The sequence below is a fragment of the Pseudocitrobacter sp. 2023LY-00077 genome (assembly GCF_055796175.1).
The window spans coordinates 58076-81997 of sequence record NZ_JBSPEI010000009.1 but is presented as its reverse complement, the minus strand read 5'-3'; the positions used below and the strand labels follow the sequence as shown (position 1 = coordinate 81997).

The following is a 23922-nucleotide window of genomic DNA, read 5'->3' as shown; positions in this document are numbered from 1 at the left end:
GAGTAATCGATGACAACCCAATATGGTTTTTATATTGATTCGAGTCGTTGCACCGGCTGCAAAACCTGCGAGCTGGCGTGTAAAGACTACAAAGATTTAGGCCCGGACGTCAGCTTCCGCCGTATTTACGAATACGCAGGTGGCGACTGGCAGGAAGACAACGGCGTCTGGCATCAGAACGTCTTTGCTTACTATCTCTCTATTTCGTGCAACCACTGTTAAGATCCAGCCTGTACCAAGGTTTGCCCGAGCGGCGCGATGCACAAACGCGAAGATGGTTTTGTGGTCGTCGATGAAGATGTTTGCATCGGCTGCCGCTACTGCCATATGGCCTGCCCATACGGCGCGCCGCAGTACAACGCAGCGAAAGGGCACATGACGAAATGCGATGGCTGCCACGACCGCGTGGCAGACGGTAAAAAGCCAATCTGTGTGGAATCCTGCCCGCTGCGCGCGCTCGATTTCGGCCCGATTGACGAGCTGCGCAAAAAACACGGTAATCTTGCCGCCGTTGCGCCGCTGCCGTCTGCGCACTTCACCAAACCGAGCATCGTCATTAAGCCGAATGCCAACAGTCGCCCAACCGGCGATACCACTGGCTACTTAGCCAATCCGAAGGAGGTGTGAGATGGGTAGTGGATGGCATGAATGGCCGCTGATGATCTTCACGGTCTTTGGTCAATGTGTGGTAGGTGCGTTTATCGTGCTGGCACTGGCGCTGTTGAAGGGCGATTTACGTCCTAACGCGCAGCAGCGCGTGGTGACCGGGATGTTTGCGCTGTGGGTGCTGATGGGCATTGCATTTATCGCATCGACGCTGCATCTGGGTTCCCCAATGCGCGCATTCAACTCGCTCAACCGCGTGGGTTCGTCGGCGCTGAGTAATGAAATTGCCAGCGGCGCAATCTTCTTTGCGGTCGGTGGCCTTGGCTGGCTGCTGGCGATGATGAAAAAACTGTCGCCAGCGCTGCGTGGGCTGTGGCTGATTGTCACCGCAGTGCTGGGCGTGGTATTCGTCTGGATGATGGCGCGTGTGTACAACAGCATTGATACCGTGCCGACCTGGTACAGCGTCTGGACGCCGATGAGCTTCTTCCTGACACTGTTTATTGGTGGCCCGCTGCTGGGCTACCTGCTGCTGCGTGCGGCCGATGTCACCGGTTGGGCGATGCGTCTGCTGCCTGCCGTTAGCATCGTTGCGCTGGTGGTGAGCGTGGTGGTTGCCCTGATGCAGGGCGCTGAACTGGCGACGATTCACAGCTCTATTCAGCAGGCGTCAGCACTGGTGCCGGATTACGGTTCGTTGATGGCCTGGCGCGTGGTGCTGATTGCCCTGGCGCTGGTGTGCTGGGTTGCGCCGCAGCTGAGAGGCTATCAACCGGCGCTGCCGCTGCTGAGCATTGCCGTGGTGCTGGTCATTGCGGGTGAGCTGATTGGCCGTGGCGTTTTCTACGGCCTGCATATGACCGTCGGCATGGCGATTGCCAGCTAAGTTATTGTGGGTATAAAAAAAGCCAGGGCATTGCGTCCTGGCTTTTTAATGCTTTTTTATCATGAAATTTTTCGACCAATCGTTCCGACATGTTCCGGTAATAAACGAATAAAAACAATGAAATGATTGATGGCGTGAATTTATTTCCGCTTCGCTGGATAAGAAACATCAATCGTCGCCCCATATTCCCCGCAGCCCCCGTCAGACGGGCGATTGACTTTAATAATGGCCGTGGCATGATGCGCTCGAAATCTGATCATCCTCACGGTTTTTACCCATGAACACCTATACTCGCCCGGTGCAGCTGTTGCTCTGTGGCTTACTTTTGTTGACTCTGGCGATCGCGGTATTAAATACGCTCGTCCCGCTTTGGCTCGCCCACGAAAACTTGCCGACCTGGCAGGTCGGGATGGTCGGTTCCTCCTATTTCACCGGTAACCTGGTGGGGACGTTGCTGACCGGGCGCTTAATTAAGCGTATGGGATTTAACCGTAGCTACTACATTGCCTCCGCGATTTTTGCCGTGGGCTGCGTAGGATTAGGGATGATGGTCGGGTTCTGGAGCTGGATGTTCTGGCGCTTTGTCGCGGGCGTGGGTTGCGCCATGATTTGGGTCGTCGTGGAAAGCGCGCTGATGTGCAGTGGCACCTCACGTAATCGCGGGCGTTTGCTGGCGGCGTACATGATGGTCTATTACGTGGGTACGGTGCTTGGCCAGCTAATGGTCAGTAAACTGCCGACTGACCTGGTGACAGTCTTACCGGTGATGACGGGCCTGGTACTGGCCGCCATTTTGCCGATGCTGTTCGCGCGTATCAACAATCAGCAGGATGAAACGCATGTATCAACCCGCGTGTGGTCGATGTTCACGCTTCGCCAGGCGCGCCTTGGCGTAAACGGCTGCATTATCTCCGGGATTGTACTGGGATCGCTTTATGGCCTGATGCCGCTCTATCTGAACCACCAGGGCGTGAGCGATTCCGGCATCGGTTTCTGGATGGCGGTGATGGTCAGTGCAGGTATCGTGGGTCAGTGGCCGGTTGGCCGCCTGGCGGATCGCTATGGACGTCTGTTAGTCCTGCGTGTTCAGGTCTTCGTTGTGATCCTTGGATGCCTGGCGATGCTGAGCAATGCGGCAATGGCACCTGCACTATTTGTTCTTGGCGCTTCCGGGTTCACGTTATATCCGGTGGCAATGGCCTGGGCCTGCGAAAAGGTGGAACATCATCAACTGGTGTCGATGAACCAGGCACTGCTGCTGAGCTACACCATCGGTAGCCTGCTCGGCCCGACGCTGACGGCAATGCTGATGCAGAATTATTCCGATAACCTGCTGTTTGTGATGATCGCCTGCGTATCGTTTGTGTATCTGCTGATGCTGCTGCGTAAAGCCGGGCATCACCCGACGCCGGTGGCGCATGCCTGATCCGCACTCAAAGTGAAAGCCCGATAATTCAAATCTTATCGGGCTTTACGATTATTTCGCCTGCGCCAGAATATTCCCTTCCCAGCCTTTCTGCGCATAGTCATTAAGGCCGCTGATGTTTTTCACCGGCTGACCGGCGCTGAAGTTGATCTGTTTTAAATCCACCCACACCTGCGAGGCGGCAAAGGTCGATTTAAAGTGATACTCCTGATGCGAGAGGTCAGATATCGTCGTCCAGTAGGTGCCAATACCTTTGTTGTTTTCCGGTTTCTTACTGTATTTCGCGTACATATCGGTGACTTTTTGCTCGTCACTTTCCGCCGGAATACCGATCGGGTAGGCCACGTTATTGATGACCGACAGGACAAATCCCTGGGCCTGGTTCTTGTTCTCCGGTTTTGGAAGATTCTGTAAGTTCCAGCTGGCGCGCACCAGACGCTGGTCGGCATCCAGCCCGGTTGGAATAGCGTCGCGTTTCGCGTGGCTGAAACGCGCGAGATTCGCTAACTGTTTGTCGTAAGAAGGCGGGTTGGTCATCACACGGTAATTTTTATCGTGGTAGATATTCACTTTGCCGTTATCAATTTCAATGATGGCAGAGTCGCCACTCTTATCTTCGATCGCAATATGTTTTGTGTCCGTGGCGTAATCCACCGGCAGTTTAGCCGCCGCGAGACGCACGTTATGGCGAATACCCTCGACGGCGTCGTTCACTGTTGCATAGTTATCAAGGATATAGCTTAGCCACGCTCGGCTTTCGAGCACTGGCTTATCCTGATTATCCTGCTGTACCTGCGAGCCATTCATATAAAACAGGGTATGTCCCGCCAGCCCGGCCTCATTCATGCCATCCATCGGAAAGACACCATCCGCATAGACCACGACGCTGCCGTAACGTGTGGTCCAGTGCGCCGCTTTGGCGCTGTCCCCGCCATTATGGGCGATGCCTTTTGGGGTGATCACCAGTGACGGATCGACAGGGCCAAAGAAATCCAGGTTGCGAGCGGTGACCATATAGCCCGGAAACATGTTCATAAATGCGCGGGTACAGGCATCGGCGCTGACGCTTACCCCTGCAGTGAGTACCAGACCTAAAGCGACGGCGGAGATTTTTTGATTCTTCATTTTTCTTCCTCAGTTAAGTTCACCCGTCTATGTTAGGGTTAATATGCTCAGCGCAATAAATCACTTAGCGGGGGAAAATCCCCCGTAAATGGATAAGGAACCTATGGAGCCGATTAATTTTTCTCTGGCGCAAATTGAAGCGTTTGCCTGCGTTTGTGAGTGCGGAACCCTGACGCAGGCGGCGAAAAAGCTGAAGAAAGACAGAACGACGGTAAGTCAGCTTATTGATTATCTTGAAATAGACTTAGGTTATGTCCTGTTTGATCGCACGAAGCGTCCGCTTGAACTGACCGATTCCGGCAAACGTCTGTATCGCCAGGCACGATTGTTCTTGCATGAAGCGCAGGCTTTTTCGCAGGTTGCTAAGCAGCTGCCCGATCAGCTCAAGACACAACTGACGCTGTGCTATGACCCCTTCACGCCGCGTGATTTTTTACTCAGCCTGGCAAGCACTCTCGCACAGCAACATATTTCGCTCGATTTGCTGATGTGTGAACGTGAACAGGCGGAGCGTTGGCTGGATGAAGGAAAGGCGGATATTGGTATTTACCAGGCGCTCAATCGATCGGTTAACGATCATCTTAAGTGGCGAGCGGTGGGGGCAATTTCGCTTTCTGTCTGGGCGCGAAAAGGCTTTTTCCCTGTCTCGCCGGTATCGATGTTACACCTCGCCGCCAGCCCGCAGCTGGTGCCGTTCTGTACGTTGCAGCAGGCGCTGGCACAACGTATTCAAATTGCCGACCGTATCATTCGCGTTAATGAAATCACGTTGCTGCAAAAACGGTTGTCCGCCGGAGACGGCTGGGCTTTTTTACCGCGTCATTTCGGGGTGGAAGAGTGGGAGAACATCGAACGCCAGGAGACCGAAGCGGGCGATAAGGGGTTAACGCATCCGGTCGTCGCGCTGTGGAAGCCAGGGCAGATACAACCTAATCAACTGGAGCAGGTTTTGAATGCGATTGATGAAGTCTGGCAGGAAGGTGAGTAAAGCAGGCGGCATGGTCAGCGGTTCATACATTATCGATGATGCTTCCCACGCCGGGCACCGTCAGGATTAAGCTGTCAAACCAGTAACAAGCCTCGACACCGATGCAACCAGTTCCGAGAGTTCATCCTGGTGACGAATGTGACTCAACTGATGTAAACGATCGTGTTCATCCAGCCAGCTCACTAACCCCTGGATCATGAGGATATGCTGCTGACTGTTCGCGGCAGCGAGGACAACGATAAACCGAACATCTGGATGTTCAGGAAATGCAATTCGTTCGCTGCAACATAGCAGGGATAAGCAACTTTGCTGGCTGAGGACGCCTTCTTCGGGGCGGGCGTGGGGAAGGGCGAATTCAGGGCTCAGAATATACCACGGGCCGTTTTCCTCTGTAGCCTGAATGATAGCGCCAGCATAACCGGTGGTTACTTTCCCTTGTTGTTCTAGCGGGAGACAAGCCATTTCGATGGCGTGTTTCCAGTCAATACTATGGTTTATATACTGATAAGCGCTGAATAAAGGATTATCCATAATAACCTCGTAAGAGCGGGCTGCTCCTGGCGTTGAGCAGCCCGTGATGTGACTAACTCAGTGCGTGATAAATAGCAGCGCCAGAGATCCCATACTTCGTTTTTAGCTCGCGGCTATTTCCTGACTCCGTGAACGTATCCTGGGTACCCAAACGGCACAGTTTTGCTGGAATGCCTCTTTGCGTCATGGCTTCCGCAATTTGTCCGCCCAGACCTCCGTTGACCGTATGATTCTCGATGGTGACGAGCGAAGGGCAGCCCTCAATCAAGGCGTAAAAAGCGTCGTGATTAAACGGCTTAAGTTTGGCAACATGGATGAGCTTGCCTTGCTTACCAGCGGCCACGAGCTTTTCGTAACCCTCCATTGCTTGTTCCATTACGGTGCCTTCAAAGAGAATGGCAAAGTCGTTGCCATTCTCTGCAATAGCCGCGATATCGGTAACGCGCGGAATAACGGATTTATCGCGTATTGGCATAGGCTCACGCGCCACGCGGATGTAAACAGGCCCGTGGATTTTTACCGCCTGTTCGAAAGCGTCTTCTATTTCGTCGGCGTCGGCAGGGGTAAGGATCGTCAACCCAGGCAGAACGCGAGTCAGAGCCAGATCTTCGAGAGCGTGGTGTGAGGCGCCATCAGGGCCATCGTCCATGCCCGGATGGCTGCCAACCAGTTTGATATTGGCTTTGGCGTAGCAGGCCTGGCGTAGCTGAGTCCAGGCTGTTCCGGTAACGAACATGGCAAAGTTCACGTAGAAGGGAATATTGCCTTCGACTGCCTGCCCAATGGCAAAACTCATCGCGGAACCTTCGGCGATCCCCATTTCAAAAAAGGATGCCGGATAGGCGGCCTGGAATTGATCGGTTCTCGTTGAGCTCGCGAGATCGCTATCAATAGCGACAATCGGATAACCTTTATTTTTCAAGGCAATAAGTGCTTTGCCAATTTCATCGCGTGGGGCTTTCATTATTGCAATTCCTCCATTGCCTGATGATATTGCTCCGTTGACGGCGTTTTGGAATGCCAGTCGCCGTTGTTTTCCATATAGCTCACACCACAGCCTTTGGTGGTATTTGCGATGATGGCGACCGGTTTACCTTTCAGATAGCGAGATAAGCGCAGCGTATTGGCAACCTGATGCATATCGTTGCCATTCTGAAGTTCAAGAACATGCCAGCCAAAATGGCGCACTTTATCTGCCAGTGGTTCAAGATTGACAACCTGATTTACCGGGTCATGCGAGGAGAATCCGTTGTAATCGATGATGGCGACCAGATTGTCTATTTTCGCATGGCCAGCCTGCTGCAAGGTCTCCCAGATTTGCCCTTCATGCATTTCGCCATCGCCGATAATGGCGAACACACGTTCGGTTTCGCCCCGCTGTCGCTTCGCGGCAGCCATACCGAAGGCAATAGACAAACCCTGTCCGAGCAGCCCCGTGGTAGCGTCAACCTCAGGCATCGCCTTGATGCTGGGGTGGCCCTGTAAGCGCGAATTAATTTGTCTGAATGTCTTAAATTCGCTGCGTGCTATGACTCCTTTCTGATGCAGCATGGCGTATTGTGCAGCCACGGCATGGCCTTTACTCATGACCACTCGAGCACGGGGAGATGCGGTTAAATCAACCTCTTCGTTATAAATCCAGGTCAGGATATCGATAATCGATAGCGCTCCTCCTGGGTGTCCGATTCCGGATTCGTAAATCATGCTGACAATATCGCGACGTGCGGCGAGTGCGTGGGACTGAAGTTGCTCTATATTCATTTTTTCCTTCCTATGGCAGCATTTTGCCGATGTAGTACACCACCAAACCCAGGGCAACAAAGTCGGTTTCCGGGAAGCTGGTGCCTGATAAACCTACGGATTCCATGATCGGGTAGATCAATGCTGGCCCAACGCCTATCAATATTCCGGTCACAAAGCTGCCGACAATTGCGCCTTTCCAGCCACCAGAGGCGTTACCAAATACCGCTGCGGTCGCGCCAATAAAGAAATAGGGGATAGCGACAGGGATAATGACCGTCTGGCCGAAGATGGCGAGGAACCCCATAACCACTAATCCACCGATAAACGATGAGATGAAACCCAGCACGGTTGCTGTAGGGGCGTAGGGAAACACTACAGGGCAGTCCAGCGCGGGCTTGGCATTGGGAATAAATTTCTCTGAAATGCCCAGGAATGCAGGGACGATTTCGGACAGCAGCAAGCGAACACCGGTGATAATGATGTATAGCGATGCGGTAAAGGTTAACGACTGGTACAGCGGATAAACCAGCCAGTGCATGCCACCTGCCGCGGCGGTGACGGCAACTTTACCGGCAGCAAGCGCTGCGATGTAGTAGAAGATGCTGACAGATATGGATACGGAGACAATATAGTCTTTAAATATCCCCAGCCAGCCCGGTAGATTTAGTTTTTCTGTCGATTGTTTCGGATCGCCGACTTTTGAACCTATCCAGCCTGAGATAGCGTAAGCCAGGGTGACGTAATGGCCCATGGCAATTTCATCGTTGCCGGTGATCTTCCGCATCCAGGGCTGCGCGATGGCGGGATAGAGACAGGCCGCGAGTCCCAGAAGCACGGAACCAACAATGATGGTAGTCATGTCGCTGTAGCCCAACGCTTTAAGCGTGACGGTGAGCAGGGCGGAGAGATAAAGGTTATGTTGCCCGGTAAGGAATATGTATTTAAAGGGAGTTATGCGGGCGAATAAAAGGTTCCAGCCAAAACCAATGACCATGATGAGCGAGACGCACATGGCGAACTTGGTTTGGGCAAGCCCAGTTAATGCCTCCGCTAATGGCATAACACCTTTCAGGCCGAATCCATCGCTAAATAACGTCTGAAAGTTTCCCAGCGAGGTAACCGCAAGCCCGGCACCGCCAGCAAATACCAGAAATCCCACGATAGTTTTAAACGTACCAGAAAGGACCTTTTCGATGGGTTTACGCTGGATAAGCAGTCCGATTAATGCAATAAAACCAACTAAAAGTGGGGTTACACCCAGAATGTCGAATACAATGAACTTTAGGAGATCCATATTTCCCCCGAGAGAGATTAGTTGTTCTGAACGACGCTGGTGAGCGCAGATTCCATTTCTTCGCTGTTCATCAAATCGGTAATACCGATAGCCCTGAACCCGGCCGCTTCTACTTCATCGGTGAGATCGCGCATGGTGATGACAAAATCAATGCCTCGCCAGGTTGCCAGCCCGGAAAGCACATCGTGTTCGAGATCGATGTCCCATCCGTGTTTATCGATGATTTTTTGTGCTTTAATTTTGAGCATGAGTGAGCTGCCCATGCCGGTACGACAGACGATAAGACCTTTCATAAGATGTCCTTCTGTTTGTGAAAATAATTATTTTTAACCATCATTAATTCGATAAAAATTATTATCACAATCCCGGTCGAAATATGTGACAACATTTGCATTTTGTGTAAAAAGGCGAAAAATGAGCCAGATAGACAATAATTTGTTGATAAACATACGAAATGAAGCATCCGGGCTAAGTCCGATCCTCGAAAAGGTCGGGCGTTTTATTACTGAAAATCCCGATTTTGTGATGCGGCACACGATTACCGAACTGGCTGATTCCATAGATACCAGCGAGGGGAGCATTACCCGATTTTGTCGAGCGTTTGGATTCAAAGGATTCTCTGACTTCAGAACCGCACTAGCGCTGGAGCAGGGCGCTGCCCGTTCGGATGAACGGGGCGATGATGAGACGTCTGCGGTATTGGCCAGTATTCGTGACAGCAATGCAATTATCGACAGTCTTGAGCTGCAAGCCGTTGCATCATGGCTGAATCAGCTGGGGAACATTGCCATTTATGCGGTGGGTACCGCCGTGCCGGTGGCGCTTTTCCTTCAGATGCATTTGGTGCAAATGGGAAAAATTGCGAGTTTTATCGACAGATCTTATCCAACAGCCATCTCCCCTTTAGCCGATAACCAGAAAACGGGCATTATCGTCATTCATACCGAACAAACGTCTACCGATATGATGCAGGCGCTGTCTCTGGCAAAAGAGCAGGGGATTAAAATATTGTCGCTGACGCGCGGATCGTTTGCACAATTGAACCGCCTCTCAGACTGGAACTTACAGGCTGCTGTGGCGCTTCAGGGGGATGGGGAGTCTGGTTTTGCGGAAATTGCGGGCGCGATGATGGTTGCAGATCGCATACTCAGTGCACTGGAAGAGCAGGACGAACGTTATGTTCAGTGCCGAAAAGCGCATCAGAAACGCATTTTCTCAATTGAAAGCGTGACGAATAAGCTGTCAGAATATTTTATGTCGTAGGGAAAGCATGGCAGATCTCGCGGATTATTATTCCGCATAGCATCTGCCACGCTGAAGGTTTTAGTACATCACCTTATGACCATACTGTTCCAGAATGCCTTTTACGCGTTCCATGGTCTCTTTTTTCGGCGGATGGACGCCATCCAGTTTGTATTCTTCGCCCATCGCAACCCATTTATGTTTACCCAGTTCGTGATACGGCAGCAGTTCGATTTTTTCGACGTTGCCCATATCTCGGGTAAATTCGCCCAGACGGTGCGCGGAATCGTCATCGTCTGACCAGCCTGGAACCACCACGTAACGGATCCAGACGTTGATCTCTTTTTTCGACAGATACTGCGCAAATTCCAGCGTGCGATGGTTAGAGACGCCAACCAGATTCTGGTGAATTTCATCGTTCATCTGTTTGAGATCGAGCATCACCAGATCGGTAACTTCCAGCAGTTCATCGATGACCGGATCGTAGCGACGCACAAAACCATTGGTATCCAGACAGGTGTGGATGCCTTCTTTCTTACAGGCACGGAACCAGTCACGCACGAACTCTGCCTGAAGAATGGCTTCGCCGCCGGATGCGGTCACACCGCCGCCGGACGCGTTCATAAAGTGGCGATAGGTCACCACCTCTTTCATAAGTTCTTCAACGGTGACTTCTTTGCCGCCGTGCGTATCCCACGTGTCGCGGTTATGGCAATAGAGGCAGCGCATCAGGCAGCCCTGGAAGAAGGTGATAAAACGGATACCTGGGCCATCAACGGTGCCACAGGATTCAAAGGAGTGAATGCGACCAGTTACAGACATTGCAGTGTTATCTCCAGTTTTTCCCCGCGTCCGGCAGGGGTGACGATCATGACTTCAGGCCGTCTTGAGTTTATTTTGCACGTTAATTTCATTATAGAGATTAACCCGCAAAATAGGCTCGGAGAGAGTGGGGCACTTATAAGAAAGGCCCCACTTGCGTGGAGCCTTTATTGTACGCTTTTTAAATCGCGATTTCAGTCAAATCCATTACATGGACTGAGTGAAGGTACGAGTAATAACGTCCTGCTGCTGTTCTTTAGTCAGGGAGTTAAAACGTACTGCGTAGCCAGATACGCGGATGGTCAGCTGCGGATATTTTTCCGGGTGTTCCATCGCGTCGAGCAGCATTTCGCGGTTCATAACGTTAACGTTCAGGTGCTGACCGCCTTCGATAGACGCTTCATGGTGGAAGTAACCATCCATCAGGCCTGCGAGGTTGGTTTTACGAACGTCGTCGTCTTTACCCAGTGCGTTCGGAACGATAGAGAAGGTGTAAGAGATACCATCTTTAGCGTAAGCAAACGGCAGTTTTGCAACGGAGGTCAGAGAGGCAACAGCACCTTTCTGGTCACGGCCGTGCATCGGGTTAGCACCTGGTCCGAACGGAGCGCCTGCGCGACGACCGTCTGGGGTGTTACCGGTTTTCTTACCATACACAACGTTGGAAGTGATGGTCAGAACGGACTGAGTCGGGATAGCGTTGCGGTAAGTAGTCAGTTTCTGAATTTTTTTCATGAAACGTTCTACCAGGTCAACAGCCATGTCATCGACGCGAGAGTCGTTGTTACCAAACTGCGGGTATTCGCCTTCGATTTCGAAGTCGATAGCCAGACCGTCTTCGTCACGAATCGGTTTAACTTTCGCATATTTGATTGCAGACAGGGAGTCAGCCGCTACGGACAGACCTGCGATACCGCAAGCCATGGTACGGATAACGTCACGGTCGTGCAGCGCCATCAGAGAAGCTTCGTAGCTGTATTTGTCATGCATGTAGTGGATGACGTTCAGTGCGGTGACGTACTGTTTAGCCAGCCAATCCATGAAGTGATCCATACGGTCGATAACTTCGTCGTAGTTCAGCACATCGCCTTTGATTGGTTCAGATTTCGGACCAACCTGCATTTTCAGTTTTTCATCAACGCCGCCGTTGATTGCGTACAGCATGGTTTTCGCCAGGTTAGCACGCGCACCGAAGAACTGCATTTGTTTACCAACGATCATCGGGCTTACGCAGCAAGCGATAGCATAGTCATCGTTGTTGAAGTCTGGACGCATCAGGTCATCGTTCTCATACTGCAGAGAAGAGGTATCGATGGACACTTTCGCAGCGTATTTTTTGAACGCCAGCGGCAGTTTTTCAGACCACAGGATAGTGATGTTCGGTTCCGGAGACGGGCCCATGGTGTACAGGGTGTTCAGGAAACGGAAGCTGTTTTTGGTCACCAGGGTACGGCCATCAACGCCCATACCACCGACGGATTCAGTTGCCCAAATCGGGTCACCGGAGAACAGTTCATCATATTCAGGAGTACGCAGGAAGCGAACCATACGCAGTTTCATGACCAGGTGGTCAATCATTTCCTGAGCTTCTTGTTCAGTGATTTTGCCTGCTTTCAGGTCACGTTCGATGTAGATATCCAGGAAGCTGGAGGTACGACCGAAGGACATTGCAGCGCCGTTCTGGGATTTAACCGCGGCCAGGTAGCCGAAGTAAGTCCACTGAATAGCTTCCTGAGCGTTGGTAGCAGGACCAGAGATATCGCAGCCATATTTAGCAGCCATTTCTTTGATCTGACCCAGTGCGCGGTGCTGTTCAGCAATTTCTTCACGCAGACGGATGGTCGCTTCCAGGTTTACGCCGTTTTCCATGTCAGATTGCAGTGACAGGAACTGTGCGTATTTGTCTTTCATCAGGAAGTCGATACCGTATACCGCGATACGACGGTAGTCACCGATGATACGACCACGACCGTATGCATCTGGCAGACCGGTCAGAACGCCAGATTTACGGCAGTTCAGGATGTCTTTGGTGTAAACATCAAAAACGCCCTGGTTGTGGGTTTTACGGTATTCGGTGAAGATTTTTTTGATCTGAGGATCCATTTCGCGGTTGTACGCTTTGCAGGAGTTCTCGATCATTTTGATGCCGCCAAACGGAATCAGCGCGCGTTTCAGCGGAGCTTCAGTCTGCAGACCAACGATTTTTTCCAGCGACTTGTTGATGTAGCCCGCGTCGTGGGAGGTGATGGTAGAAGCAACAGCGGTGTCGAAGTCAACAGGCGCGTGAGTGCGGTTTTCCTGTTTAACACCTTCCATTACTTTGTCCCACAGCTCGGTAGTTGCTTTAGTAGCACCTGCCAGGAAGGACTCGTCACCCTCGTATGGAGTGTAGTTTTTCTGGATGAAGTCACGTAAGTTGACTTCATTCTGCCAGTCACCTTTAGTAAAACCTTCCCAGGCTGTGGCTAACTTTTCATTAAGCTCGGACATGTAACACCTACCTTCTTATGTGGATTTTTTATTTACTGCCTGACACAACGCTCACTTTAGTGATGGTCGCCTTCACGCAGGTAAATGACCCAGTATGTCAGCCCAACTAACAGGCCTCCGCCAATGATATTCCCGATAGTCACCGGAATGAGGTTATCAGTGATGAAGTTCATGATAGTCAGGTGAGAAAAACTATCCGGGGTTGAACCAACTGCGGTCCAGAACTCCGGGCTTGCAAAGTTGCGAATCACAATCCCCATTGGGATCATAAACATGTTTGCAATACTGTGCTCAAAGCCGCTGGCGACGAACATGGCAACCGGAAGAACCATAATCATGGCTTTGTCCATCAGGCTGCGGCCAGAGTAGCTCATCCAGACAGCCAGACAAACCATCAGGTTAGCCAGGATGCCGAGTGCAACGGCTTCGATAAATGTGTGGTGCATTTTGTGGTCAGCGGTTTGCAGGACATTCATGCCCCAGCCACCGTTAGCGGTCATGTACTCGCCGGAAAGCCACATCAGCAGAACAAAGAGCAGACATCCTACCAGGTTACCAACATAGACGTTCAACCAGTTTTTCGCCAGTTGACCCCATGTGATGCGACCGCTGGCTTTCGCCACAACGATCAGTACCGTGGAAGTGAAGAGGTCGGCCCCGCAAATGACGCAGAGAATCAAGCCCAGTGAGAAGCAGATACCCCCAATCAGTTTCGCGACGCCAAAAGGCATGCCCGCGGTTCCTGTGGTGGCAGTAATGTAGAAAACAAAAGCAATCGAGATGAACACGCCCGCAGTAATCGCCAGATAAAAGGTTTTCAGCGGATGCTTCGTTGCTTTATAGACACCTGCTTCTTCGGCAACTTTGGCCATAGCGGCAGGAACAAGTAGATCAAAAGGGTTGTCAGCTTTCACACTAACTCTCTCTTTATTAAGTCGGCGACGAGATACTAACAAAGCATTATAGATGAGAATTTGATGTAGATCATATCTCGCCTGGCTTATAGGCCCGCAAATCGAATGGTTTTTCATCGAAAGCGGCATAACTTTTTGATTATCAAAGTAAAAATAAATTTTAAAGTTTGCAATATCAGTTGATTTTTTTCGTCACCCTCCCGTTTTGCCAGTTAATTAAAATGGAGTAATGATCATTTAAATTAACATTATTGGTAAGCTACCAATAATAGTGTTTACTTGTACGTAACGTAATTATCACAAATTAATTTACGGCATTTTAGAAATAAAAAAAGGGCCGTTAAACGGCCCCATAATATAGCGTAGACTAATCTTTAAACCTACTTATTCTCCGGTCTTTTTAGCCCTGCTTTGACCAAAACGCAGCTTTTGCACACTGCAATTTTTCATAGGCTGCCAACAGCGACTGGTGCGCCGGGAAGGCCGCCAGGTCGTTGTCAACGGCCTGCAAACCGTAGAACGGCGCTTCGCCGCTCAGCGCGGCGCTGGCAGCTTCTACGGCTTCAGCACCGTACATACGTATAAACGCGTTCAGGTATTGCAGCGGCTGGCGTTCTTCTTCCTGAGACAGCAGTAATAAGGTTTGCAGGCAACGGTAATAATTCGCACGCTCGGCACTAAAGATTGACGCGTTGAATTCCATTGTCCATTCGGTCCAGATCAGCGCCTGTTCCAGATCGCCACCGGCCAGCGCGAGCATCGCTTTCAACTCACCAACGCGCAGCGTATACCAACCGTTGTCTTTGCCTGTTGCCAGGCCCAGCAGTTCACGCACGCGGGTGAAATCGTCCAGACCTTCTTCATCAAGCTGTTCGATCAGATTCAGGTACTCTTCTTTTTCCCATTCACTGTTTGGCAGGGTCAGAATCGTCTCGCGCAGATGGCTACCCATATTATTGTTCGCCAGCCACAAATCTTCCGCCGGATAGATATCAGACATTCCCGGCACCAGGATACGGCAGGCGTACACGCCTAAATGCTCGTAATCCGCGATGTACACTTCTTTATCTTCCGCGTGGAAAATCGCCATCAGGGTCGCGAACTCTTCTTCAGTAGTGCCGGAGAAATTCCAGTCCACAAACGGATAGTCGGCATCCTGCTTAAAGAGATCCCAGGAGATCAAACCGCTGGAATCGATGAAGTGGGTTTCCAGGTTGGCATGCTCTGCGACTTCTTCATCATCAAAGGTTGGCGGCGTGAACACGTCCAGATCTTTCAGACCACGGCCCTGAAGCAGTTCCGTAACGGTACGTTCCAGCGCGACGCCAAAGTCCGGGTGCGCGCCGAAGGAGGCAAAGCAGGTGCCGTTTGCCGGGTTGAACAGCACAACGCAGATAACCGGATATTTACCGCCTAAAGAGCCGTCATAGGCGAAGATAGGGAAACCTTCCGCTTCCAGTTTCTCAATAGACGCCACGACGCCGGGATAGCGCGCCATCACTTCTTTCGGGATCTCTGGCAGACTGATGCTTTCAGCAATAATACGGTTTTTGATATGGCGTTCGAACACTTCGGACAACCCCTGTACGCGGGCTTCGTTAGCGGTGTTGCCCGCAGACATACCGTTAGAAACGTACAGGTTGCCGACGATGTTCATCGGGATATAAATGGTTTCACCGTCAGACTGGCGCGTAAACGGCAGGCCACATACACCGCGATCGGTATTGCCCGATTGCAGATCGACCATCAGGCTGCCGGTCAACTGATCGTCAGGATCGTAGAACGCTCGCAGACGCGTATCGAGCAGGCCTTCCGGCAGTTCGTCATCTTCCGGGATCGGGAACCATTTTTCGTTCGGATAATGCACGAATGGACCGTTAGCGATTTTCTCACCCAGCCAGAAATCGGCGAAGAAGTAGTTGGTTGACAGGCGCTCGAAATATTCCCCTAACGCAGACGCCAGCGCGGCTTTTTTGGTTGCGCCTTTACCGTTGGTAAAGCACAGCGAGCACGCTTTGTCGCGGATATGTACCGACCAGACGTTCGGCACCGGGTTCAGCCAGGAGGCCTCTTCGATGTCAAAGCCCAGGTCGAGCAGTTTTTGCTGGAAGCGAGCGATGGAATCTTCCAGTGCGGCATCTTTGCCGGGGATATAGGTTTGCGTCATGACGGTCTCATTTTTATCGTACGGAAAGCGCGCAATGATACGGGGTTTGGATGAATGTAGCTATCGCGATTGATAACGATAATAAATTAAATGCGCTGGTCTATGATTAACGGCAATGGCATCTTTGCAGGTATAAAAATGAAATCGTTCGATCTACACCGCATGGCGCTGGATAAAGTCCCGCTGGACTTCCTCGGCGAAGTGGCGCTGCGTTCGCTCTATACCTTTATACTGGTTTTCCTGTTCCTGAAAATCACTGGCCGGCGTGGTGTCCGCCAGATGTCGCTGTTTGAAGTGCTCATCATCCTGACGCTGGGTTCCGCCGCAGGCGATGTGGCATTTTATGACGATGTGCCGATGCTGCCGGTGCTGGTGGTGTTTATCACTCTGGCTGCCCTTTATCGGTTGGTGATGTGGCTGATGTCGCGTAGCGAAAAACTGGAAGATTTGCTGGAGGGGAAACCGGTCATTGTAGTGGAAGAGGGTGAGCTGGCGTGGGAACGTTTGCAGTCTGAGAACATGACTGAGTTTGAGTTTTTCATGGAACTGCGGCTGGGCGGCGTCGAGCAACTCGGGCAGGTGCGGCTGGCCATTATGGAAACGAATGGGCAAATCAGCCTCTATTACTATCCCGATGATGACGTAAAAGCCGGTATGGTGATTTTACCGTCGAGCTGTGTCTCGCGCTTTACCACGGTTCCCGAGGCAGCGGACTACGCCTGCGTTCGGTGCAGCGCGATTTTTCACTTTAATGCCGGGGAACATCAATTATGTCCCCGCTGCGCAAATCCAGAATGGTCGAAGGCCAGCACCGCGAAACGCGTCACCTGATAGCGGATTTCTCCATTTTCACTCGTCAATGCGGAAGATTCTGTTGTGTGACTTATGACACATTTTCTGACCGCTCAGTATTACCCATTGCGGCGAGTGTCACTGAATGATAAAACCGATATCCACAGGAATAACTTATACCCGGGTGAACGCACACGGGTAGACAACATTGCAACGTGGTGAGGGGAAATGGCTCAGGTCTTTAATTTCAGTTCAGGTCCGGCAATGCTACCGGCAGATGTCCTTAAACAGGCGCAAAACGAATTACGCGACTGGAACGGATTGGGTACATCAGTAATGGAAGTTAGCCACCGTGGGAAAGAGTTTATCCACGTGGCGGAAGAAGCAGAAAAGGATTTTCGTGACCTGCTCAATATCCCTTCCAACTATAAAGTGTTGTTTTGCCATGGCGGCGGTCGCGGCCAGTTCGCTGGCGTGCCGCTGAACATTTTGGGTGATAAAACCACCGCAGACTATGTTGACGCGGGTTACTGGGCAGCCAGCGCAGTAAAGGAAGCGAAGAAATACTGCACGCCGAACGTGATTGACGCCAAAATCACCGTTGACGGCAAGCGTGCCGTGACGCCGATGAGCGAATGGCAGCTTTCTGACAATGCTGCGTATCTGCACTATTGCCCGAATGAAACCATTGATGGCATCGCTATCGATGAAACCCCGAATTTCGGTAAAGACGTGGTCGTTGCAGCTGACTTCTCCTCTACCATCCTTTCCCGCCCGATTGATGTCAGCCGCTTTGGCGTGATTTACGCTGGCGCGCAGAAAAACATCGGCCCGGCCGGCCTGACGCTGGTGATTGTGCGTGAAGATCTGCTTGGCAAAGCCAACATTGCCTGCCCGTCGATTCTGGATTACTCCGTGCTGAACGAAAATGATTCCATGTTCAACACGCCGCCGACCTTCGCCTGGTATCTGGCGGGTCTGGTCTTCAAATGGCTGAAAGAGCAGGGCGGCGTGGCGGCGATGGATCGCGTCAACCAGCAGAAAGCTGAACTGCTGTATGGCGTTATCGACAACAGCGATTTCTATCGTAACGATGTTGCGGCGTCTAACCGTTCTCGCATGAACATTCCGTTCCAGCTGGCGGACAGCGCACTGGATAAAGTCTTCCTTGAAGAGTCCTTCGCGGCGGGTCTGCATTCACTGAAAGGCCACCGCGTCGTTGGCGGGATGCGCGCGTCAATCTATAACGCGATGCCGCTGGCGGGCGTTCAGGCATTGACCGATTTCATGCAGGACTTCGAACGTCGCCACGGTTAATTTTTTCGTTTTCATCCCCCGCAGTATTCTGCGGGGGTTTTTATTGTCGATTTTGAGAGTTGAGTTTCATGGAATCCCTGACGTTACAACCCATTGCGCGTGTTGATGGCACCATTAACCTGCCTGGTTCAAAAAGTGTCTCTAACCGCGCCTTGCTGCTGGCAGCTTTAGCACGCGGCACCACTGTCCTGACTAATCTGCTGGACAGCGACGATGTTCGCCACATGCTGAATGCGCTGAGTGCGCTGGGAATTCATTACACCTTGTCTGCCGATCGCACCCGTTGTGAAGTCACGGGTAACGCAGGCCCGTTGCAGGCCAATGAATCACTGGAATTGTTCCTCGGGAATGCGGGCACGGCGATGCGTCCTCTGGCGGCTGCACTTTGTCTGGGTCGCAACGATATCGTGCTGACCGGCGAACCGCGCATGAAAGAGCGTCCGATTGGCCATCTGGTTGACGCGCTGCGTCAGGGCGGGGCGCAAATCACGTATCTCGAGCAGGAAAATTATCCACCGCTGCGTTTGCAGGGCGGCTTTAGCGGCGGCAGCGTTGAGGTTGACGGTACCGTTTCCAGCCAGTTCCTGACAGCACTGCTGATGACCGCGCCGCTGGCACCAAATGACACCACCATCACCATCAAAGGCGATCTGGTTTCTAAACCGTATATCGACATCACCCTGCACCTGATGAAAACGTTTGGTGTTGAGGTGGAAAACCAAAACTATCAGCGCTTTGTCGTGCGTGGCGGTCAGCAGTATCAGTCTCCGGGCCAGTATCTGGTGGAAGGCGATGCCTCGTCTGCGTCCTATTTCCTGGCGGCGGGAGCAATCCGCGGCGGGACCGTGAAGGTGACCGGGATTGGGCGTAACAGCGTGCAGGGCGATATTCGCTTTGCCGATGTGCTGGAAAAAATGGGCGCAACGATTACCTGGGGTGATGACTACATCGCCTGTACCCGTGGCGAACTGAATGCCATTGATATGGATATGAACCATATTCCCGATGCAGCGATGACTATCGCCACCGCAGCGTTGTTTGCCAAAGGCACCACTACGCTGCGTAACATCTATAACTGGCGCGTAAAAGAGACCGACCGTCTGTTTGCGATGGCGACAGAGCTGCGCAAAGTGGGCGCCGAAGTGGAAGAGGGCGAAGATTACATTCGCGTCACGCCGCCGACAAAATTGCAGTTTGCCGAAATTGGCACCTACAACGATCACCGTATGGCGATGTGCTTCTCGCTGGTGGCGCTGTCTGACACGCCGGTAACTATCCTTGACCCTAAATGTACGGCGAAGACCTTCCCGGATTACTTCGAACAGCTGGCGCGTATTAGTACGTTGGCTTAATTGAAATCGTGATCTAAAAACGCCGACCTTGTGTCGGCGTTTTTTTTCGGACTTTCTGCGCATTCCTCATAGTGATAATCTTGATTGCTTTGTTAACTTATTGATATTTAGATAAATTATATATAATCAACGGATGATTCACATGAAGAATACTAAACTTCTGCTGGCGCTGGCTGTTTCCGCCACGCTACTCAGCGGCTGTCAAAATACCCACGGTATCGACACCAACATGGCGATCAGTTCAGGAATGTCAGCTTACAAAGCGGCAACCCTGAATGACGCAGATGCCAAAGCCATCGCCAATCAGGGCTGCCAGGAACTGGACAGCCAGAATCAAATGGCAGGCGCATCCAGCAAATACAGCAAACGCCTGGCGAAAATCGCCAAAGCGCTGGGCAATAACATCAATGGTACGCCGGTCAACTATAAGGTTTACATGACCAGCGATGTGAACGCATGGGCGATGGCTAACGGCTGTGTGCGCGTGTATAGCGGCCTGATGGACATGATGAACGACAACGAAATCGAAGGCGTTCTCGGTCATGAACTGGGCCACGTAGCGCTCGGTCACTCCCTGGCTGAAATGAAAGCATCTTATGCGATCGTTGCCGCACGTGATGCTATCTCTGCAACCAGCGGCGTGGCAGCGCAGCTCTCTCGTTCTCAGCTTGGCGATATTGCGGAAGGCGCCATTAATGCGAAATACTCGCGTGATAAAGAGTCTGAAGCCGATGACTTCTCTTACGATCTGCTGAAAAAACGCGGTATCAGCACCCAGGGCCTGGTCGGCAGCTTCGACAAACTGGCAAGCCTGGACTCCGGGCACACCAAATCGATGTTTGATTCCCATCCGCCTTCAACCGAACGTGCGCAGCATATCCGCGAACGTATCGCCTCTGACAAAAAGTAAAACATTGTCATCTTTCGGGCTGGCCCTGTGCCAGCCCGCTATAATTAGTGTTCACTATTCCTACCATTTTTGGCGTTAATTCCGTAATTCGCAGACAAAGGTAACTGTCAGGCGTAGACATGCGTATAATGCGCGCGTTTAGGTTCTATACGCCTTGTGTTGAAGGAGATAAAGATGACGGCAGTTGCCCCGGTAATCACAATTGATGGACCAAGCGGTGCGGGTAAAGGCACCCTGTGTAAAGCGATGGCTGAGGCTTTACAGTGGCATTTATTGGACTCGGGAGCCATCTATCGTGTTCTGGCGCTGGCCGCGCTACATCACCACGTTGATGTGACGTCGGAAGATGCGCTGGTTCCGCTGGCCGCTCACCTGGATGTGCGTTTTGTCTCTACGGAAGGCAACCTGGAAGTGATTCTGGAAGGGGAAGACGTTAGTGGTGAAATCCGCACCCAGGAAGTGGCGAATGCCGCTTCACAAGTGGCGGCTTTTCCTCGCGTTCGCGAAGCGCTTCTGCGCCGTCAGCGCGCGTTTCGTGAAGCGCCGGGCTTAATCGCCGATGGCCGCGATATGGGCACGGTGGTATTCCCTGATGCGCCAGTAAAAATTTTCCTCGACGCCTCATCGGAAGAGCGTGCGAATCGCCGCATGCTACAGTTGCAGGAAAAGGGCTTTAGTGTTAACTTTGAACGCCTTTTGGCCGAGATACAGGAACGAGACGACCGCGATCGCAACCGCGCCGTGGCGCCGCTGGTTCCGGCTGCTGATGCTTTAGTGTTGGATTCCACCACCTTAAGCATTGAGCAAGTGATTGAAAAAGCGCTACAATACGCGCGCCAAAAGTTGGCTCTCGCCTAATACGCGACCGAATTTGCAGTACCCCCGTTGCAATGGATTGACAGCGGGTATGTTAAACAACCCCACCCGGCACGGAGCCAGGTGGACGTTAAATATGAAACCTGAAGATTAAACATGACTGAATCTTTTGCTCAACTTTTTGAAGAATCCTTAAAAACAATCGAAACCCGCCCGGGTTCCATCGTTCGTGGCGTTGTTGTCTCTATCGACAAAGACGTTGTTCTGGTTGATGCGGGCCTGAAATCTGAATCTGCTATCCCAGCAGAGCAGTTCAAAAACGCAGCCGGCGAACTGGAAATCCAGGTTGGTGACGAAGTTGATGTTGCCCTGGATGCAGTAGAAGACGGCTTCGGTGAAACCCTGCTGTCCCGTGAAAAAGCTAAACGTCATGAAGCTTGGATCACGCTGGAAAAAGCTTACGAAGACGCTGAAACTGTTGTTGGTGTTATCAACGGTAAAGTTAAAGGTGGCTTCACTGTTGAGCTGAACGGTATTCGTGCGTTCCTGCCAGGTTCACTGGTAGACGTTCGTCCGGTTCGCGATACTCTGCACCTGGAAGGCAAAGAGCTTGAGTTCAAAGTAATCAAGCTTGACCAGAAACGTAACAACGTTGTTGTTTCCCGTCGTGCTGTTATCGAATCCGAAAACAGTGCAGAACGCGATCAGCTGCTTGAAAACCTGCAAGAAGGCATGGAAGTTAAAGGTATCGTTAAGAACCTCACTGACTACGGTGCATTCGTTGATCTGGGTGGCGTTGACGGCCTGCTGCACATCACCGACATGGCATGGAAACGCGTTAAGCATCCGAGCGAAATCGTAAACGTTGGCGACGAAATCACTGTTAAAGTGCTGAAATTCGACCGCGAACGTACCCGTGTATCCCTTGGCCTGAAACAGCTGGGCGAAGATCCGTGGGTAGCTATCGCTAAACGTTATCCGGAAGGTACTAAACTGACCGGTCGCGTTACCAACCTGACTGACTACGGCTGCTTCGTTGAAATCGAAGAAGGCGTTGAAGGCCTGGTTCACGTTTCCGAAATGGATTGGACCAACAAAAACATCCACCCGTCCAAAGTTGTTAACGTTGGCGACGTAGTGGAAGTTATGGTTCTGGATATCGACGAAGAACGTCGTCGTATCTCCCTGGGCCTGAAACAGTGCAAAAACAACCCATGGCAGCAGTTCGCGGAAACCCACAACAAGGGTGACCGTGTTGAAGGTAAAATCAAGTCTATCACTGACTTCGGTATCTTCATCGGCCTGGACGGCGGCATCGATGGCCTGGTTCACCTGTCTGACATCTCCTGGAACGTTGCAGGCGAAGAAGCAGTACGTGAATACAAAAAAGGCGACGAAATCGCTGCAGTTGTACTGCAGGTTGACGCAGAACGTGAACGTATCTCCCTGGGCGTTAAACAGCTCGCAGAAGATCCGTTCAACAACTGGGTTGCTCTGAACAAGAAAGGCGCTATCGTAAACGGTAAAGTGACTGCAGTTGACGCTAAAGGCGCAACCGTAGAACTGGCTGACGGCGTTGAAGGTTACCTGCGTGCTTCTGAAGCATCCCGTGACCGCGTTGAAGATGCAACTCTGGTTCTGAGCGTTGGCGACGACGTTGAAGCTAAATTCACCGGTGTTGACCGCAAAAACCGTGCAATCAGCCTGTCTGTACGTGCTAAAGACGAAGCTGACGAGAAAGATGCAATCGCGACTGTTAACAACAAACAGGAAGACGGCAACTTCTCCAACGCAATGGCTGAAGCATTCAAAGCAGCTAAAGGCGAGTAATTCTCTTACTCTTCGGTCTGATTATCAGCCGAAGAATCATGAGATTACTTGACAGATTACGGTTTTCGTTCTGTAATCAAGCACAAAGGGCGGCTACGGCCGCCCTTGTTTAAGCTGTTAGCTAATTTTCCTTGAAAGGAAACCGGAGGAATTATGACCAAGTCAGAATTGATTGAAAGACTTGCCAGCCAGCAATCTCACATCCCTGCAAAAGCAGTGGAAGATGCGGTAAAAGAGATGCTGGAGCATATGGCCTCAACCCTCGCACAGGGTGAGCGCATTGAAATCCGCGGTTTCGGCAGCTTCTCCCTGCACTATCGAGCACCACGTACCGGGCGTAACCCGAAGACTGGCGATAAAGTGGAACTTGAAGGCAAATATGTGCCGCACTTTAAGCCGGGTAAAGAACTGCGCGATCGCGCCAACATTTACGATTGAGTTTGTGCCGTGCGTTAACGGCTTAACTTGATTGCGAAAAAAGCACCTGCGGGTGCTTTTTTCATTTCTTGCGTTCCAGCATCACCGTCATTCCCCACGCTTTCTGAATCCTCCTCGCAAAACCCTTTGCCGTTTGCTGCAAACTCAACATTGTCTGGAAGACGCCTCGACGCTTCTTCTTTTGCCCCACGACAAGGCATGGCGTACGCGCGACACTCGGCACAACAAGGAGG

At 51.6% G+C, this 23922-nt stretch carries 21 protein-coding genes and 1 pseudogene; 12 read left to right on the top strand and 10 right to left on the bottom strand.

What is annotated here, in order from left to right:
* Positions 1-9 precede the first annotated feature (9 nt).
* From ACWWFX_RS13180 to ACWWFX_RS13170, 3 genes and pseudogenes are all read left to right on the top strand, one after another.
* Positions 10-627: pseudogene (locus ACWWFX_RS13180) on the top strand (DMSO/selenate family reductase complex B subunit).
* A 1-nt stretch (position 628) separates the two neighbouring features.
* Positions 629-1492 (top strand): dimethyl sulfoxide reductase anchor subunit family protein, encoded by an 864-nt coding sequence (locus ACWWFX_RS13175; RefSeq protein ID WP_276218008.1) that lies wholly within the window; start codon positions 629-631, stop codon positions 1490-1492.
* A gap of 277 nt (positions 1493-1769) precedes the next feature.
* Positions 1770-2918: an MFS transporter gene (locus ACWWFX_RS13170; RefSeq protein WP_473223993.1), complete on the top strand. Its 1149-nt coding sequence runs from the start codon at positions 1770-1772 to the stop codon at positions 2916-2918.
* 51 nt (positions 2919-2969) lie between these two features.
* On the opposite strand, the gene ACWWFX_RS13165 is transcribed toward ACWWFX_RS13170, so the two are convergent.
* Positions 2970-4043 carry a linear amide C-N hydrolase gene (locus tag ACWWFX_RS13165; RefSeq protein ID WP_473223992.1) on the bottom strand — a complete coding sequence of 358 codons (1074 nt, stop codon included), beginning with the start codon at positions 4041-4043 and terminating at the stop codon, positions 2970-2972.
* A gap of 88 nt (positions 4044-4131) precedes the next feature.
* On the opposite strand from ACWWFX_RS13165, the gene ACWWFX_RS13160 reads away from it, so the two are divergent.
* A complete protein-coding gene (locus tag ACWWFX_RS13160) occupies positions 4132-5031 on the top strand; it encodes a LysR family transcriptional regulator (protein WP_473223991.1) in 900 nt (299 codons plus the stop codon).
* Between the two features lie 66 nt (positions 5032-5097).
* Here ACWWFX_RS13160 and ACWWFX_RS13155 read toward each other — a convergent pair whose 3' ends face one another.
* The 5 genes from ACWWFX_RS13155 to ACWWFX_RS13135 are packed head-to-tail and all read right to left on the bottom strand — an operon-like array spanning position 5098 to position 8892.
* Positions 5098-5562 carry a PTS sugar transporter subunit IIA gene (locus tag ACWWFX_RS13155; RefSeq protein ID WP_276217998.1) on the bottom strand — a complete coding sequence of 155 codons (465 nt, stop codon included), beginning with the start codon at positions 5560-5562 and terminating at the stop codon, positions 5098-5100.
* Between the two features lie 52 nt (positions 5563-5614).
* Entirely contained in the window at positions 5615-6526 is a 912-nt protein-coding gene (locus tag ACWWFX_RS13150) for a transketolase family protein (protein ID WP_473223990.1), read from the bottom strand.
* The gene (locus ACWWFX_RS13145; RefSeq protein WP_276217994.1) at positions 6526-7323 is read right to left on the bottom strand and encodes a transketolase; all 798 of its coding nucleotides are present in this window, start codon (positions 7321-7323) and stop codon (positions 6526-6528) included. Before ACWWFX_RS13145 ends, ACWWFX_RS13150 begins: the two co-directional genes overlap by 1 nt.
* 10 nt (positions 7324-7333) lie before the next feature.
* Positions 7334-8599: a PTS ascorbate transporter subunit IIC gene (locus tag ACWWFX_RS13140; protein ID WP_473223989.1), complete on the bottom strand. Its 1266-nt coding sequence runs from the start codon at positions 8597-8599 to the stop codon at positions 7334-7336.
* A 17-nt stretch (positions 8600-8616) separates the two neighbouring features.
* Positions 8617-8892, bottom strand: coding sequence for a PTS sugar transporter subunit IIB (locus ACWWFX_RS13135; protein WP_276217990.1), 276 nt, complete (start codon positions 8890-8892; stop codon positions 8617-8619).
* A gap of 121 nt (positions 8893-9013) precedes the next feature.
* On the opposite strand from ACWWFX_RS13135, the gene ACWWFX_RS13130 reads away from it, so the two are divergent.
* Positions 9014-9862 carry a MurR/RpiR family transcriptional regulator gene (locus tag ACWWFX_RS13130; protein ID WP_276217988.1) on the top strand — a complete coding sequence of 283 codons (849 nt, stop codon included), beginning with the start codon at positions 9014-9016 and terminating at the stop codon, positions 9860-9862.
* Positions 9863-9922: 60 nt separating this feature from the next.
* Here the strand turns inward: ACWWFX_RS13130 and pflA are convergent, their stop codons facing one another.
* From pflA to ycaO, 4 genes are all read right to left on the bottom strand, one after another.
* The gene (pflA, locus tag ACWWFX_RS13125) at positions 9923-10663 is read right to left on the bottom strand and encodes a pyruvate formate lyase 1-activating protein (RefSeq protein ID WP_149461501.1); all 741 of its coding nucleotides are present in this window, start codon (positions 10661-10663) and stop codon (positions 9923-9925) included.
* Between the two features lie 207 nt (positions 10664-10870).
* On the bottom strand, positions 10871-13153 hold the full coding sequence (pflB, locus tag ACWWFX_RS13120) for a formate C-acetyltransferase (protein WP_276217985.1): 2283 nt from the start codon (positions 13151-13153) through the stop codon (positions 10871-10873).
* 56 nt (positions 13154-13209) lie between these two features.
* Positions 13210-14067, bottom strand: a complete 858-nt coding sequence (gene focA, locus ACWWFX_RS13115) for a formate transporter FocA (RefSeq protein ID WP_041686279.1) — start codon at positions 14065-14067, stop codon at positions 13210-13212.
* A gap of 400 nt (positions 14068-14467) precedes the next feature.
* Positions 14468-16234 (bottom strand): 30S ribosomal protein S12 methylthiotransferase accessory factor YcaO, encoded by a 1767-nt coding sequence (ycaO, locus tag ACWWFX_RS13110; RefSeq protein ID WP_276217982.1) that lies wholly within the window; start codon positions 16232-16234, stop codon positions 14468-14470.
* 138 nt (positions 16235-16372) lie between these two features.
* Here ycaO and ACWWFX_RS13105 point away from each other — a divergent pair, with 138 nt between their 5' ends.
* The 7 genes from ACWWFX_RS13105 (at position 16373) to ihfB (ending at position 23689) form a co-directional block, all read left to right on the top strand.
* Positions 16373-17065, top strand: a complete 693-nt coding sequence (locus ACWWFX_RS13105) for a DUF421 domain-containing protein (protein ID WP_473223988.1) — start codon at positions 16373-16375, stop codon at positions 17063-17065.
* A 189-nt stretch (positions 17066-17254) separates the two neighbouring features.
* Positions 17255-18343 (top strand): 3-phosphoserine/phosphohydroxythreonine transaminase, encoded by a 1089-nt coding sequence (serC, locus tag ACWWFX_RS13100; RefSeq protein WP_276217978.1) that lies wholly within the window; start codon positions 17255-17257, stop codon positions 18341-18343.
* A gap of 68 nt (positions 18344-18411) precedes the next feature.
* Positions 18412-19695, top strand: coding sequence for a 3-phosphoshikimate 1-carboxyvinyltransferase (gene aroA, locus ACWWFX_RS13095; protein WP_473223987.1), 1284 nt, complete (start codon positions 18412-18414; stop codon positions 19693-19695).
* 142 nt (positions 19696-19837) lie between these two features.
* Positions 19838-20605: a metalloprotease LoiP gene (loiP, locus tag ACWWFX_RS13090; RefSeq protein WP_456145134.1), complete on the top strand. Its 768-nt coding sequence runs from the start codon at positions 19838-19840 to the stop codon at positions 20603-20605.
* A gap of 174 nt (positions 20606-20779) precedes the next feature.
* A complete protein-coding gene (cmk, locus tag ACWWFX_RS13085) occupies positions 20780-21463 on the top strand; it encodes a (d)CMP kinase (RefSeq protein WP_015965096.1) in 684 nt (227 codons plus the stop codon).
* A 114-nt stretch (positions 21464-21577) separates the two neighbouring features.
* Entirely contained in the window at positions 21578-23251 is a 1674-nt protein-coding gene (rpsA, locus tag ACWWFX_RS13080; protein WP_276217972.1) for a 30S ribosomal protein S1, read from the top strand.
* Positions 23252-23404: 153 nt separating this feature from the next.
* The gene (gene ihfB, locus ACWWFX_RS13075; RefSeq protein ID WP_015965094.1) at positions 23405-23689 is read left to right on the top strand and encodes an integration host factor subunit beta; all 285 of its coding nucleotides are present in this window, start codon (positions 23405-23407) and stop codon (positions 23687-23689) included.
* Positions 23690-23922: the final 233 nt, after the last annotated feature.

What these genes read in the sequence shown, in the direction of transcription:
- ACWWFX_RS13175 (WP_276218008.1), top strand. Translation starts at nt 629, where the DNA reads ATGGGTAGTGGATGGCATGAATGGCCGCTGATGATCTTCACGGTCTTT.
- ACWWFX_RS13170 (WP_473223993.1), top strand. Translation starts at nt 1,770, where the DNA reads ATGAACACCTATACTCGCCCGGTGCAGCTGTTGCTCTGTGGCTTACTT.
- ACWWFX_RS13165 (WP_473223992.1), bottom strand. Translation starts at nt 4,043, where the DNA reads ATGAAGAATCAAAAAATCTCCGCCGTCGCTTTAGGTCTGGTACTCACT.
- ACWWFX_RS13160 (WP_473223991.1), top strand. Translation starts at nt 4,132, where the DNA reads ATGGATAAGGAACCTATGGAGCCGATTAATTTTTCTCTGGCGCAAATT.
- ACWWFX_RS13155 (WP_276217998.1), bottom strand. Translation starts at nt 5,562, where the DNA reads ATGGATAATCCTTTATTCAGCGCTTATCAGTATATAAACCATAGTATT.
- ACWWFX_RS13150 (WP_473223990.1), bottom strand. Translation starts at nt 6,526, where the DNA reads ATGAAAGCCCCACGCGATGAAATTGGCAAAGCACTTATTGCCTTGAAA.
- ACWWFX_RS13145 (WP_276217994.1), bottom strand. Translation starts at nt 7,323, where the DNA reads ATGAATATAGAGCAACTTCAGTCCCACGCACTCGCCGCACGTCGCGAT.
- ACWWFX_RS13140 (WP_473223989.1), bottom strand. Translation starts at nt 8,599, where the DNA reads ATGGATCTCCTAAAGTTCATTGTATTCGACATTCTGGGTGTAACCCCA.
- ACWWFX_RS13135 (WP_276217990.1), bottom strand. Translation starts at nt 8,892, where the DNA reads ATGAAAGGTCTTATCGTCTGTCGTACCGGCATGGGCAGCTCACTCATG.
- ACWWFX_RS13130 (WP_276217988.1), top strand. Translation starts at nt 9,014, where the DNA reads ATGAGCCAGATAGACAATAATTTGTTGATAAACATACGAAATGAAGCA.
- pflA (WP_149461501.1), bottom strand. Translation starts at nt 10,663, where the DNA reads ATGTCTGTAACTGGTCGCATTCACTCCTTTGAATCCTGTGGCACCGTT.
- pflB (WP_276217985.1), bottom strand. Translation starts at nt 13,153, where the DNA reads ATGTCCGAGCTTAATGAAAAGTTAGCCACAGCCTGGGAAGGTTTTACT.
- ycaO (WP_276217982.1), bottom strand. Translation starts at nt 16,234, where the DNA reads ATGACGCAAACCTATATCCCCGGCAAAGATGCCGCACTGGAAGATTCC.
- ACWWFX_RS13105 (WP_473223988.1), top strand. Translation starts at nt 16,373, where the DNA reads ATGAAATCGTTCGATCTACACCGCATGGCGCTGGATAAAGTCCCGCTG.
- serC (WP_276217978.1), top strand. Translation starts at nt 17,255, where the DNA reads ATGGCTCAGGTCTTTAATTTCAGTTCAGGTCCGGCAATGCTACCGGCA.
- aroA (WP_473223987.1), top strand. Translation starts at nt 18,412, where the DNA reads ATGGAATCCCTGACGTTACAACCCATTGCGCGTGTTGATGGCACCATT.
- loiP (WP_456145134.1), top strand. Translation starts at nt 19,838, where the DNA reads ATGAAGAATACTAAACTTCTGCTGGCGCTGGCTGTTTCCGCCACGCTA.
- cmk (WP_015965096.1), top strand. Translation starts at nt 20,780, where the DNA reads ATGACGGCAGTTGCCCCGGTAATCACAATTGATGGACCAAGCGGTGCG.
- rpsA (WP_276217972.1), top strand. Translation starts at nt 21,578, where the DNA reads ATGACTGAATCTTTTGCTCAACTTTTTGAAGAATCCTTAAAAACAATC.
- ihfB (WP_015965094.1), top strand. Translation starts at nt 23,405, where the DNA reads ATGACCAAGTCAGAATTGATTGAAAGACTTGCCAGCCAGCAATCTCAC.